Origin of the sequence: Leptospira ellinghausenii, from assembly GCF_003114815.1 — a bacterium.
Lineage (GTDB): Bacteria > Spirochaetota > Leptospiria > Leptospirales > Leptospiraceae > Leptospira_A > Leptospira_A ellinghausenii.
The window spans coordinates 1-14,138 of sequence record NZ_BFAZ01000012.1; the positions used below are offsets into that span (position 1 = coordinate 1).

At 34.9% G+C, this 14,138-nt stretch carries 11 protein-coding genes and 1 pseudogene; 2 read left to right on the forward strand and 10 right to left on the reverse strand.

Annotated features, from left to right (window positions below; translation table 11 throughout):
- A partial coding sequence (merTP, locus tag DI076_RS18715) for a mercuric transport protein MerTP (RefSeq protein ID WP_108961382.1) occupies positions 1-569 on the forward strand: 569 nt, incomplete at its 5' end.
- Positions 570-571: 2 nt separating this feature from the next.
- A complete protein-coding gene (locus DI076_RS18720) occupies positions 572-790 on the forward strand; it encodes a GDCCVxC domain-containing (seleno)protein (RefSeq protein WP_108961383.1) in 219 nt (72 codons plus the stop codon).
- 210 nt (positions 791-1,000) lie between these two features.
- Here the strand turns inward: DI076_RS18720 and DI076_RS18725 are convergent, their stop codons facing one another.
- From DI076_RS18725 to DI076_RS18775, 10 genes and pseudogenes are all read right to left on the reverse strand, one after another.
- Positions 1,001-1,918: a tellurite resistance TerB family protein gene (locus tag DI076_RS18725; protein WP_108961384.1), complete on the reverse strand. Its 918-nt coding sequence runs from the start codon at positions 1,916-1,918 to the stop codon at positions 1,001-1,003.
- Between the two features lie 200 nt (positions 1,919-2,118).
- Positions 2,119-2,730, reverse strand: coding sequence for a hypothetical protein (locus DI076_RS18730; protein ID WP_167396561.1), 612 nt, complete (start codon positions 2,728-2,730; stop codon positions 2,119-2,121).
- A 46-nt stretch (positions 2,731-2,776) separates the two neighbouring features.
- Positions 2,777-3,205 (reverse strand): hypothetical protein, encoded by a 429-nt coding sequence (locus tag DI076_RS18735; RefSeq protein ID WP_108961386.1) that lies wholly within the window; start codon positions 3,203-3,205, stop codon positions 2,777-2,779.
- A gap of 223 nt (positions 3,206-3,428) precedes the next feature.
- Positions 3,429-4,526, reverse strand: a complete 1,098-nt coding sequence (locus DI076_RS18740; protein ID WP_108961387.1) for a hypothetical protein — start codon at positions 4,524-4,526, stop codon at positions 3,429-3,431.
- 217 nt (positions 4,527-4,743) lie between these two features.
- On the reverse strand, positions 4,744-5,229 hold the full coding sequence (locus DI076_RS18750) for a hypothetical protein (RefSeq protein ID WP_108961389.1): 486 nt from the start codon (positions 5,227-5,229) through the stop codon (positions 4,744-4,746).
- 291 nt (positions 5,230-5,520) lie between these two features.
- Complete coding sequence (locus DI076_RS18755; protein WP_108961390.1) at positions 5,521-7,209, reverse strand: P-loop ATPase, Sll1717 family; 1,689 nt, start codon at positions 7,207-7,209, stop codon at positions 5,521-5,523.
- Positions 7,210-7,461: 252 nt separating this feature from the next.
- Positions 7,462-8,793, reverse strand: a complete 1,332-nt coding sequence (locus tag DI076_RS18760; RefSeq protein ID WP_108961391.1) for an integrase catalytic domain-containing protein — start codon at positions 8,791-8,793, stop codon at positions 7,462-7,464.
- A gap of 201 nt (positions 8,794-8,994) precedes the next feature.
- Entirely contained in the window at positions 8,995-10,197 is a 1,203-nt protein-coding gene (locus tag DI076_RS18765; protein WP_108961392.1) for an integrase core domain-containing protein, read from the reverse strand.
- Positions 10,198-10,341: 144 nt separating this feature from the next.
- A pseudogene (locus DI076_RS18770) lies at positions 10,342-11,502 on the reverse strand (integrase core domain-containing protein).
- Positions 11,503-11,784: 282 nt separating this feature from the next.
- Positions 11,785-14,118, reverse strand: a complete 2,334-nt coding sequence (locus tag DI076_RS18775) for a heavy metal translocating P-type ATPase (RefSeq protein WP_040917522.1) — start codon at positions 14,116-14,118, stop codon at positions 11,785-11,787.
- Positions 14,119-14,138 lie beyond the last annotated feature (20 nt).

The window sequence follows — 14,138 nt, forward strand, 5'->3', positions numbered from 1 at the left end:
GTTTTCATCTGAACTGGAATAGTATAACTCCGGTATTGGGAGTTTTAGGTGGGATAGGAGGCTTAGCTTCTACATTTAGTTGGCTGCAACCCATTAGACCTTATATTATTTCTCTAACTACTATAGTTTTAGGTTTCGCTTGGTATCAGAAACTTAAAACTAGAAACAGAGACGAAATAGCTTGTGAATGTGACGTAAAAGAAAATCTTTCTTTTTCACAAAGCAAGTTCTTTTTAGGAATTGTAACTCTTTTTGCAGTAGTTTTATTATCATTCCCTTACTATTCTGATATTTTTTTTCATTCTTTGAATGCAGATGCAATTATTGTAGAACAGGAAAATTTAGCGACTACCCAAATGAAAGTTGTAGGGATGACTTGTTCCGGTTGTGAGCATAGTGTCAACAAGGCTATCAAAGAACTTACTGGAGTCATAGAAGTTGTCTCCCATCATAAGACTGGTCTTCTCAGAATAAAATATGATAAAAGTAAAGTTAAACCAAGGGATTTTAAAAATGTAATCGAAAATACTCTTGGATACACCGTTTCTAGCATTACTGAAGGAGAATAACAATGGATTTAAAAAATGAAATAATGACCTTATCTGTTTTAACCTGTCCTAATTGCGGTAATCAAAAAGAAGAAGAAATGCCAACTGACGCTTGTCAACATTTTTATACTTGTAAAAATTGCAATTTTTTCTTAAAACCAAAAGTAGGTGATTGCTGTGTATTTTGTTCTTATGGAACAATTCCCTGTCCTCCAAAACAAATCGAAAAAAAATGCTGTTAAAAAAATAAAAGCGGGCACGGATGCCCGCTAAATTTTAAAATTAAATTGGGTTGAGAAAATGGCAACTAACGAACTAGACTTACCGANNGTTAGGGACTGGCATGTAGCTTGCGTAAGCAAGGCGAATGCCAGAAGGGGAATTTGGCGTAGCCCGAGCGAGGCCTTGTGCCGACGCGTAGCGGTAAGTCGCTGTTATGCGCAAGTTTAATGTTACAGGATTTTAACTTTTATCTTCTCTAGTGCAGCTAATTCCATTGGATCAACTTTTTTATCAGCTTTTATTATGGAATCTAATGTAGCGATAAAACTATTTTTTTCACTTTCAGTAAGAGATTTAGTTTTATTAAGGTATTGGTTGAATTCTTTTAAATCACAATAGAGATTTTTTATTTCAATGTCTACTGTATTAAAATCCAAATCATCTTGTGCTCTTTGATTTGCATATTCAAATATTATTTTCCTTTCTCTTGCAGTCATTCGACCGTCAACTTTTGCTACAAATACCAGAATTAATATTTCTTTTTCAAATTCTGATAGGAATTTTGTCCATTTTCCAAGGGGACTGTCTTGAAATCTTTGAACTAAATAGTTATAAGGGTCTGTAATTAATTCACCTGTCTCCAAATCACACATTGATTTTATGCCAGAAAGTTTAAATGTTCTGTGGCTTTGTCTTTCATGACAAAATGCTAATAAAGCATACTCATTTGCCCATGGTACCATTCTTTTAATTGTAATTCGTCTCTTGCTATATTGATTTTTTGCATCTACATATTCAATCAAAGTAAGAAGATTTACAGGAATAGCATTTTCTTCTTCTATTAAATAATCGGTTTCCCAATTGTCCTGTTCTGGTAAACTAATGTTACCTTTAGATATTTGTGGAATATTAATTTCATTAGAATATATATGTTTATCAGTTTCCTGTATTTCTAAATCTTGTTTTTTCGAATCAAAGTTTGATTCAGAGGATCTCTCTGAATTTTTTCCTAGTTCATTTCCCAAAAAGAATAGAGTGAATGATATGGAGAATGTAATAAAGAAAAATCCAAATCCCTCTGATTTCAATGTTCCGACCAAACAAATCAGTCCTGTGAATGTTCCTAAAAGATAAAATATTATTTTCATAGTTTTCCTTATTATTCATTAAATTTGCGCATAACGTAACTAGCTAACCAACGTAGGCTGACCCTGAGTCCCAACGAGACGTTAGGGACTGGAACGACACTTGCGGAGTGCCAGAAGCCTATGTGTCGAATACCGAGCGAGGGCTTGTCCCGAAGCGTAGCGTTAAGGCGCTGTTATGCGTAGTCCTACATGTTACATCATTAGTCATGCCTGTTGAGTTTGCCATCTATTATCCAATTTCTTAAGCTCGAATAATAATTTGAATTATTTGGATCATTGATCCATATAATGTTAGTGCTAGTGTCCTTCGGAGGTGCATAATCGACGAAAGGGTATAAACCAAGATATTCTTGGCCTTTAAAACTATGATTTTGTCCTTTTATAATTGGGCAAATTGCAACCCTGTTAGTTTTTGCATCCATATATCCACATTCCCAAGGCATCCACTTAGATTGAGTAGAATTTTCTGAAGTTGCAAAGAATAATACCTTACAGCTATTCATTCGAGTTCTAAGGACAGAAGCTGTTTTTGATGAAATCAAGCTTCGTTCTAATTGTTTATCTTCAATCCAATCAATATAGACAGAAAATCCAGATTCTTCTATAAAGGCTTTTAATCCTAAAATAAGAATTTTGTCTATATAACTATGTGATAGGAAAATATCATAGCTAGTTTGCGCATTAAAAGCCTCAGTAGATTCAGTAAGAATAGATTTAGCCAAATTACTTTTGGAAAAAATTCTAGCTCGATAGTCACGAGACATGAGAGTATCTGCTTTTTCAGTTAGGAAGGATTCCGTTAATAAAGTCACTTACACCACCTTATATTTTTTTTATCTAGTCTGGAGGAGGTCAGTATCATTCAATAAAGCAGACAGTAAGAAAAATTGTAACAGATAAGAGTAGATAGAATGGACTAGTTGAAAAAGAAGTAAAAGCTTTTAATGTAGCTTTTATATTTTCGGAAGGCTTGGGAACTCTATATACACTTGAAAAATCAAATTTTTTACTATCTAATTTAATTAAAAATTCATCATGGCAACTTCTAAAAAAATTTTCTAGGCCAAAATAATAAGCATCCAAAATCCAAAGAAAGCCTAATGGAATATAGCTAATCCAAAATAAACTTAACCTAGATTTATCTATGAGTAGAACGAGTATAGCTGCTATTAAAGTTAATGCCCAAGCTTTACAGTTAGCACTGTTGCTTGCCATTCTCGAGATAATATTTTGTAGAATAAGTATATGGGTTTGAATTGCAGTATTTTCCCTAAGTTTTTTTGACATTGTGTTTCCTTTCTTTAATATTTATTTGTAGAATTACGCATAACGAACTAGACTTACCAAGGTTGTCCGACCCAGAGTCCCGGAAACGCGACGTTAGGTACTGGCACGCAGCTTGCGTAAGCAAGGCGAGTGACAGGAGGACAATTTGCCGTAGGCCGAGCGAGGGCTAGTTCCGAAGCGTGGCGGCAAGTCGCTGTTATGCGTAGTCGTTTGGTAGAGTAATTTATCCAACTTGGATGTAATTTAAATTTTCCAATGACTGGAGTAATTCTAAATTTTGCACTTCTAAATTAATGATATTATTGTCATTAATTTTTGCTAAGAATTTGGGTTGATACTCTGGTATTTCATTTATTTTAGTTAAATCTTCATATTTTCTTATTTCGGAAAAAATAGATTCAACTATCTCTATTGATCGTTTTTCATTTTTTCGTTCATTTTTGTCTAATTCAGAAAGTATATTCTGAATTCTCGGTTCATTGACTCTGTTAATTGAGACTTCAAATAAATTTAGAATATATAATTTAAAATTCATTAACGAAAGTTCGAATATTTCAATATATTCGATATTAAGTCTGTTGTTTTGAAAATATTTTATGAAATCTTTTGTTACTTTTAGAAAATTTAACATGATTATATCTGTAAATATTTCTTTAGAGCTATCTCCTTTATTAAATTCAAAAAAAGTTTGGTTTACTTCGCAACGTTCCATGTTTTTTTTACATACTCTAAAATTATGTTCTTGGTCTTCTTTAATGTAGATTGGGGGGTTCTGATTTGCAGCTTGTTTATCTATTTCTAAAACAGAAATAAATTTTGTTTTAGAAATTATTTTGCCGGCATTATTTTCTAAATCTTCCATACTTTCAATGAGTGGTAGAGCATAAACCACAGCATTTCCTATTTTACTACCTTCAGCATTTGCCAGATTTTTTAATAAAAAATGTTGATTAGTTGTAGTACTATTTATTTTAAAGAGGTAATGTTCGTGTGGGGAATTTGAAAATATGCTTTCTGGACTTGGACTTGATTTTACGAGATCACCTTTTTTATACTGGATGAATAGCAAATGTCCTCCTAAACCTGCTTTTATTCTTACATCATAACCCCCTCCAGCATTTCCTGTTGGGTCATTTTTTCCCTCTGTAGTTATATGAAAACCTCCAGATGTTGATTTTTTATAATTTAAAAATGGAAGTTTCCATTCCGGACGCCAATATTTCCACAAGCTAATATCGTATAGAAACCAATACCATGAATCGGCAAGAGTGAGAAGTTCGTGTGTTATGTTTAATTCTAAAGTTTTTTCATGAAATTCCATTTTATTACTCTTGTTAGTGAAATTTTTTCAAACGATTACGCATAACGAATTTGATTTACCAAAGTTCCCCGACCCTGAGTCCCAACGGGACGTTAGGGACTGGCTCGACACTTGCGCAGACAAAGGGAGTGCCAGAAGCCTATGTGTCGCAGACCGAGCGAGAGCTAGTCCCGAAGCGAAGTGGTTAGCGGAGGTTAGCCGAAGGACGGTAGTTTATTTATTTTAATTTTTTAATTTCTTCAATTTTATTTTCTAATTCTTTGATTTTGTTATTGTATAATTCTATTTCATTCTTTCCATTTTTTTTTTCAATGTATGTATTTAAATTAATTCCAGTTATTGTGATAATTGTTGATAAGATTGTTGCTATTGTGATTGCAATTGGGTTTATTCTTTTTTCCAACCATTCCCATCTATCTCTATATTCTTTATAGGAATAAATTTCAATATGTAATGGATTTTTTTTGTCAAAATCGTCTGTGAGATACCAAGTATTCTCTCTAAACCTGTTATAAATTCCGGCTTCTTTGTTTCCTACTCTCATAAACAATAATTTTGTTCCGAAATTTTTAAAAAAATCTCTTTCGAAAGTAATCAATATTAACTTCATATTTGTATCAATCTGTTGGCTTTCTATTTTTGAAAATGCAATAATTTCTTGAGTCTTACCTTTTTCTTTAATGATGAATTCTGTCTGTAGCATATAATCTATTGGTTAATCCAAGTCTATTTTTGTTATTTTATATTTAGAATTGTTAAATTTTGGAAAAAATGAAAACTTCTTTTAAAATTATTTAAAAACTAAATCGTAAATATTTTTTTAAGTTTGAGAAAAATTTCACAGTCTTTCGGCTAACGAACTTGCTTACCGACGTTCCTCGTAGCTGAGCCTCTGAAGGAGGCGTTAGCGTCGGCACGACTTCTCGCCAAGCAAGAAGCGTGACGGAGAGGAAGGTGCCGAAGCGCAGCGTTTACGTGCCGTTATACGCCGTAATTAACGAAACAAAATTGGTAGCGTATATTTTCTTGCTTCGAATGTTTTATTTAGATTATCACAGCTAAGAAATCCTACGTGATTCACAATTGCTAAAAATCTTTTGAAATCATCTTCTTTTTTCCTATCAATTTCTAATAGGGAAATTAAGTCTTTGTAAAGAAACGAATATCTTTTTCCTTTTTTCTCGTGAAAAGTGTGTATTAAATACTGCCAATCACCTAATTGTTTTAAGTATATTTGAAATGTATCTGATTTAAATTTTTGATAGATTTCTATAAAACTTTTCGGATCAAGAATTGGAAATTTTCCATCTACTTTTTTTATATTTTTGATATCATGATTTTTTTCGTAGTATTCAAGTATAAACTCGAAGACTGCATTGAAAAAAGAGATAACTAATCTGGGATTAAGTGCATTATCTGCACAAGATAAATGAGTTTTTATGAATTCTTTTAGCGGAATTAATATCGCTTTTGAATTTTGATCTAAGTGGAATACCTTATTCGGTAGCAAAGATTCTATTATATCCCAACTCATTTCTTCTGATAAACTAACAGTTCTTCTTTTTACTTGGTTTGTTGCTTCTTTTGAAAATAGGTGAGACAAAATTCTGGAAAACCTATTCTTGTTTTTATTTTCCTCTGATTCTTCGATATATTCATTTTGTCTTTTATCGATATATAGTGATTTGGTTTCAAATTCGACAATAATTTTCGACAAGTTGAATGCCGAGAAATAATTATAGGATATCCTTTTGGCTATTAATTGGCTAATGTCATCTAATGACCAGGTGATATTGATTTTTTTGGCAAATACTTTATCGCTGCCGTATTCATCAAGATTTAATCGATTAAACAAATCTTCTCTGATGAATAGAAATAATCTTATATTGGAATGTTGGTAATAGTTAGATTCAACTTCTAGTAACGCTTGAAATATATTCTTTTGAATTTCATATTCTTCTTTTATCACGAAATCATCTAGTTTATCTATCATGATATCTAGTGCGATATTGTTTTCATTCAAAAATGAGTTTATCGATTGGAGAATATCGTCGAATACAATTAAAAAGTTGGCAGCTTTTGGATCTTCTGGTTTAGTTCCACGTTCGATGGATGCATAAACATTATGAACAGTTGGTTGGGAAGTATCAAATTTAGTGCCAATTGTCTTCTTCATATTTAACAATGCATCAAGTATGTTTGTATTGTTTTTATAAGAGAAGATGGATTCCAATTTCTCGCTGAAATGTTTTAGTTTTTCCGGCAATTGAATGTGAAGTTTTGACAGGTCTTCGAATATTTTTATCATTAAATAAATTTCCCATGTTATTCTATATTTGAGTAACAGGGAGCTTTTCTTTGATTGAAGGTTAATTCTATCTAATACGAATTCTTTTAAAGATTTTAAATTTAAGTCGGCTTGAATTCCGATCGTTCTCAATTCTTCCGAATCGCAATGAATCGGAATTTTTTTATCTCTCATGAGGCGAAACATTGCTGTTTTTCCCGATCCTTTCGGTCCAATGATTATTCGCTTTCTGGCTTTTGAAATTTGTATAAATGGAGATGTTCCGCAAAATACATATGCATGATCTAGAAGTTGATCATGTATGCCATCTACATCGCCAAAATGGAAATTTTTTAATTTTGATATTGGAATTGAATTTGGTAAATTTGAGATCATTTGATTTCCTTTTAATTATGGCATATAACTGCATATCACCGAATTTCCTTATTTCTGTGAATAAAGTAAACTATGCTAGTTTCTCTTATTTCCTTCATTAGGAGGATATGCCTTGGAATACTATCTATTTTGAAGCAATATGCAACGCGACTTGATCCAAAAAAATAGCATTCAAACGTAGGATTGTTTCTTCAAAACCTCGGTATTCAAAGTTAACGAAGATTATCCTATCATTTGAGTTTTGTATCAAGTTTATTTTCGTTGCTCCCAAATTAATTTTGCTGCTCTTCTTAATTCTTCAAATTTCTGTCTTTCGAGAAATGGATTTGGATTATTAAGATTATGATTTCTTTCTTTTGGACTCATTGTGTGAGTAACCATTTTCTTCCTACGCACTTTTACAATTTCATTGGGAGCACGGAGTGGGGCAGCCAAGTGAATCAAACGATTTTGACACTCATTGATTTTTCTTTTGAGATCTGCAGGATTTAAAGTCTCGTAGATAGCCTTTTCTTTTTGTTTGGTTTTCTTATCAATTTCCTTTGATTCGATCAATCTTTGATAAGGAGTTTTCGGATAATCATATTTCCTGATTGCCTTTGCCCCTTTTCTATGTTTTTCCAACAATATCATAATGGGTTGGAAGTAATTTACATACAAATTGAGATTATGATAAAGTTCCCTTAGAATTTCAGCATGTTCGGGTTTGTCATATCGCAAGTAACCTGTGTTCCTTCTTACAATTGTGTAATTCTTTTGCTCAATATGTGGATTATCATTTTTCTTATAAGCTCTTCCTCTGGTAAATTCAAGTTGATACTTTTCTTTAAACGCAACAATAGTTTCATTTATGAACTCAGCGCCATTATCCGAATGAAATCCTTTCAATGGGAAAGGAAACGAGGATTTCATTTTTATAAATGCTTTTAGCATTTGAAATTGTGTTTTATCTCTGACGAGGGTGCACGTTGTCCATACAGTAGAAACATCTGTTGCATTTAATGTCGACAGAAACCCTCCATAGGTATTGCCACCATTATGAGCAACCAAATCAACCTGAACAAATCCTGGAACCGTATGATCCCATTCTGCGAATGTTTTGATTGGTATTTGATCAATTAGATAATATTTTCCATGCCTTGTCGTTGAGTATCCTTTCCTGCCGAGTTTACGTTTCGCATCTTTCAAAAGACGATCAATACTTGAGGCACTGATTCTCATGAGTTTCTCTTTCACGGAAAGTGAAAATTCGATCTCATTAAAGGATTCCAATTTGGAGATGATTTCAGGAAGGAAAGGTGCCAGTCTTTTCCCACAAATATAATCCATGATGACCCAAATCTTCTCTAGAGCCTTTTTAACATCGTCACCATAAATAGTGGTTCGTCCAGATCGTTTCACGGACTTTGGTCTTTGTGGATTGATTGCATATTGCCTGAGAACTCTTGTGGCATAGGTCCGATTAAAACCAGACAAATAAACAAGTTCATCGACTAGATAAGATTTTTGTTTTTTCGAGCTAAGGCTGTACTTCCTCGAGAGTATCTTAATGATTGCATGTCTTTCGTCCAAAGTAAGCTCCATTTTGAACCTCCCTTTGAGTGTTTGTTTGCTTTACTTAAAGAAGAGGTAGAATGTTACTTCGAATACTTTTACTTTTGAAGCATTATTTTGATTTTAGATACTATTAATTATGAAGCAATATGCAACGTGCGATAATATAGATTATGTCGTTTAACAGGTGTTAATGCTTTGTATAGAAAGGCACATCGGTAACACATTAGATCACTCACATGGGTTACACTTTGATTCATCAATTCTATACAAAAGCTTCTGGTATTTCAACACTTTACTCGTATACAAATCTAAAATTCCAAGAATTGCGTTCGCAAAATAAAGGCGACAATGCCTGTCTGAGATCTCTTCAAAGCCAACTACCTCTCCAATGAAGGGATTTCCAAAGAAGACTCGATGGGGCCCGTACTGCGCAAATCCACTTTCGTGAACTTTATCAGTAACGATATGAGTTGGATATGCAACCTCTAAGATCTTTTTGGGAAACTCGCGAATGGACCTTTTGTATTCTTTAGCTGGAGTTAGAAATCCCAATGCTTCATGAGGTCGAACATGATTGAACTCATATCGAAAGTTATCAAAGGAAATCTGTTGAGCTTCAAGGCTTGACCTTGGTGGCAAAGCAGTTTCTTCTTTTAGAGTTCGGTGCATTCTTTCATGACGTCCATTCTGAGATGGTTTCCCAGGTTGGATCCGTTCCGGTCGAATCCCTAGTTTCAACCACCAAACAGAAAGACTTGTGAGGCCACCAATCGCCTTACTTGCAAATGGTGCACCATTGTCCGACTTTATAGCAACTGGAAGTCCATATTCTTTAAAAACCCTTTCAAAGACGGCTTTTGTTTGCTCGACATTCGTTTTGCTTAAGATTTCGCAGGCAAGTAGATAACGACTATGAGCATCGGTTATCGTCAATGGATCACAACGATGCCCGTTTCCTACGGTAAAATGCCCTTTAAAGTCGACACACCAGACATCATTAGGAGAAGCAACATCAGAAAATGGAAAGAGAGATTGTGGAACTCTCGGTCGTTTCTTCTTTGGTTTGATAAGTCCTTTTTTCCTTAGGATATTACCAATTGTTGTTTCACTGGGAATGTGTTTTAGTCTGTGGAATCGTGCTTTTAATATGGGCCGAAGTTTCTTAGGTCCCCAAGATGGATGTTCTTCTCGTAAATCTACAATCAGTCGAACAATTTTTTCAGGAGTTTCATTGGATTGAGTGATTCGTTTTCTGGATTTATCTTTGAGTCCATCGATTCCTTCCGACTCGTAGTTCTTTAAATACTTATATCCAGTTTTTCTTGAGATGTTGAAGTCTCTACAAAGATCAGCAAAACACCATTTGCCACTTTTAACAGCTGCTATAAACTTGATTCTTTCTTCTATCACTTTGGTTTCCTTCCAAGGCATCGGATTGTCCTCCGATACTCATTGTAGGTGTTACCTATGTGAGTTGTCTCTTTTGTTACCTATCTGACCTTCCCATACCCGTTTTGAGTGTACTCGTACATCCTTTACAGTTTTGTCTTAATACATACTTTACAAAAAGTATGATTAAAATCCTGATTCAGACGTTAAAGAGGATGGCATTGGGTTTTTAAATTGCAACAATTTTCCGGTGTATAAGTCGATTACTCCAAGACTGACTCCATAAAAATGAATCTTCACATGTCTATAAGAGATCTCTTCCAGACCAACTTCCTCTAATGCAAGAGCGGAAGATAAAAAGATCCGATGTCCTTCAAAATGTAGATTTCCAATATCATTCACTTCACCAATCATGATGTTTGTTGGATAAGAACCTTTAACGATCCTTTTGGGAAACTTTCGTTTGGACTTCAGATAATGCTTCGCTGGAAATGAATTCTGGATTCCTTCATGGGGTCTCAGATAGTTGAACTCCTTTTGAAACTCCCGAAATGCTTTCTGTTGGGCATCTAAACTCGATCTTGGTGGCAACGCAGTTTCTTCTTTTAACGTTTTATGCATTCGTTCATGCCTACCATTCTGCTGTGGTTTCCCGGGCTCGATTCGCTCCAATTTAATTCCAAGTTTGATCTACCAAACAGAAAGTTTACTGAGTCCAGCAAGTGCATTGGATGCAAACGGAGTTCCATTGTCCGTTCGGATGGCAAGAGGCATTCCATATTGAGTAAATAACTTCGTAAATTCATTGATTACATTGGCTGTATCCGCCTTAACAACAATCTCACAACAAAGTAAAAAACGACTATATGCATCAGTTACGGTTAACGGAGTCCATCTTTCTCCATTCCCAACAGTGAAATGACCCTTAAAATCCGCGCACCAAATATCATTGGGACCAAGTGCATGAGAAAACGGTTGTTCGATACTTTCCCTTCGGATCCTTCGTTTTGGGGCTTTGATTAGGTTGTGATTTTTAAGAATGCGACCGACAGTGCTTGGATGAGGCCACTTCTTTATCATATGAAGTCTAGCGGATAAAGAAGCCAAAAGTTTCCTTGCTCCCCATCTCGGATGTTCTTTCCTTTCCTGTAAGATTAGTTCTATGATCTTCTTTCGGGTTTGGTGTGGGTGCCGTTTGGGTTTTCTACTTTTGTCTTTTAAACCATCAAGACCATATAGCTCATACTGTTCTAAGTATTTATAGCCAGTGACCCGACTAATATTGAATTCATGGCAAAGGTCTGTGAGAGACCAACCTCCACGTTTCCACGCGACAACAAATTTCATTCTCTCTTAAAACACGTTTGTCTCCTTCCAAGCCATGACACACCCCTGGTGTGTACATCGTGTTCTGGATCGAAGAATTAAAATCTAGTGTGTAAAGGATGTATTGAGATCAATTTGTAAGGGAAGAAGCAAGTAATTGATGAGATCCCAATTTTTTCTAAGTTATGTGAGTCAAGGAGAATCTGAATTAAAGCATTATGTAAATGTTCCGAAAACGTATGCAGGTTGCCCTTGATCAGCATCCTATTGATAAAAAATCCATTTGAAAGATAGTTTAAGAACCTACACATTCATAACTTTTAATCTTAATGCGTTACCTATTACAGATATCGAACTTAAACTCATGGCAAGTGCGGCAATCATTGGATTTAACAACATTTCAAAGAACGGATATAATAATCCTGCTGCTATAGGTATTCCGATAACATTATAAGCAAATGCAAAAAAAATGTTCTGCTTTATATTCAGAAACGTTGCTCGACTCAATTTAATTGCACGAGCTATACCAGAAAGGTCTCCTTTTATCAAGGTAATTCCAGCACTTTCCATTGCGATATCGGTTCCATTTCCCATTGCAATTCCGACGTCAGCTAATGCTAGAGCAGGAGCATCATTAATACCATCACCAGCCATCGCAATTTTCCTCCCTTTTTTCTTTTCTTCGTCGATAAATTTTTTTTTATCTTCAGGTAGCACCCCTGCATGAATTCTTGTTATCCCAAGAGTTTTGGAAACGTGCTGGGCAGTCTTTAGATTATCTCCCGTCAGCATTACTATCTCTATTCCGAGAGATTGCAGTTCCGTGATTGCTGCTGGAGTATTAGGTTTTATTTTATCACGAATTACAAATATTCCAATGGGCACTTGTTCTTTTGAAAGGAAAACAACAGTTGAACCGTCTTCGCGAATCTCATTCACTTTATCTGCAAATTCTTTAGAGAGATTTTCTGTAAAAATATCTTCTGATCCGACAAAATACATACTGTCACCTATCTTTCCTTTTGCAGCCTTACCTGCCATTGCAGAAAAATCTGTGACCTTGGTTAATTCTAATTTATCTAATTTTGCTTTCTGGACTATCGCAAGAGCTAAAGGATGTTCGCTGTTCGACTCTATACTTGCGGCAATAGCGAGTAACTCATTCTCTTTTCTTCCATTTAATGGGATTATCTCTGTTAAAACGGGTTTCCCTTCAGTTAAGGTTCCAGTTTTATCCACAAATAAAGTATTTATTTTATGCAATATTTCAAGTTGTGCAGCATCCTTAAATAAGACACCTTCGGATGCTCCACGGCCAGCCGAAACCATAATAGAAATTGGTGTTGCAAGACCTAATGCACAAGGGCATGCGATAATTAAAACAGCGACAGCATTCACGAATCCGTAGGAAAGTTTTGGTTCGGGCCCTAAAAGATACCAACCGATAAATGTAGAAATTGAAATCAATAAAACTAAAGGAACAAACCATGCAGATGTTATATCAGCAAGTTTTTGAATTGGAGCACGAGACCTTTGTGCATCATTCACCATTTTAATAATTCTCGACAAAACGGTATCTTCACCTACTTTTTCTGCCTGTAAAATGAAACTGCCTTCCCCGTTGACTGTTCCTCCAATCACTTTATCCCCTGCTACTTTGGAAATTGCTAGAGGTTCTCCGCTTATCATTGATTCATCAACATCACTTGATCCTTCTAAAATTAAACCATCTACCGGGATTTTTTCCCCAGGTTTTACTCGAATTTGATCACCAGTAAGTAAAGATTTCAATGCCACAACTTCGTCGCCTGATTCCGTTATTTTCGTAGCAGTTGGCGGTGTAAGGGCAAGTAACGAACGAATTGCAGCACCTGTTTGCGTGCGTGCCTTTAATTCCAAAACTTGACCGAGTAACACTAATGTAGTGATTACAGCAGCAGCTTCAAAATATAAGAATGTCATACCCCCATGTCCTTGGAATGCAACTGGCAGTAATCCCGGAAATAAGAGAGCAATCAAACTATAGAAGAAAGCAGACAAAGTTCCGATGGCGATTAATGTAAACATATTGGCACTTTGATTTATAATCGAAAGATAAGCGCGAACAAGAAACGGCCAACCTCCCCAAAAAACGACGGGAATACTAAAAAGCATTTGCATCCAATTCACATTGTTGGCTCCAAGAAAATTGGAAAGATTTAAGAATGAAATGAGATCGCTCATTGCGCTTAAAAAAATAGGAACCGTAAAAATTGAACTTACTATGAATCTTAACTTCATAGATTTGTATTCTGAATCATCAGCCTTTTCACCGCTAGTAATAACTGGCTCTAAGGTCATGCCACATTTCGGGCAGCTTCCTGGAACACTTTGAATTATTTCAGGATGCATCGGGCAGGTATATTGGACTGGATGATTTTTTTTCTCTTGTGTAGAAATACTATGCAAGGTTTGGTCATGAAATGGAGGGATATCTTTTACAGCTAATTCCTTAAATATATAACTTGTAGGACTTTCTAAAAATTTGGTCATACATTTTTCACTGCAAAAGAAATATTTCTTTTTTTCAAAAACCTGTTTGAAATTTGAAGTTTCTGATTCTATGTCCATGCCACAAACGATGTCTTTAACTTTCATATTCTACCTTCTTAGATGAT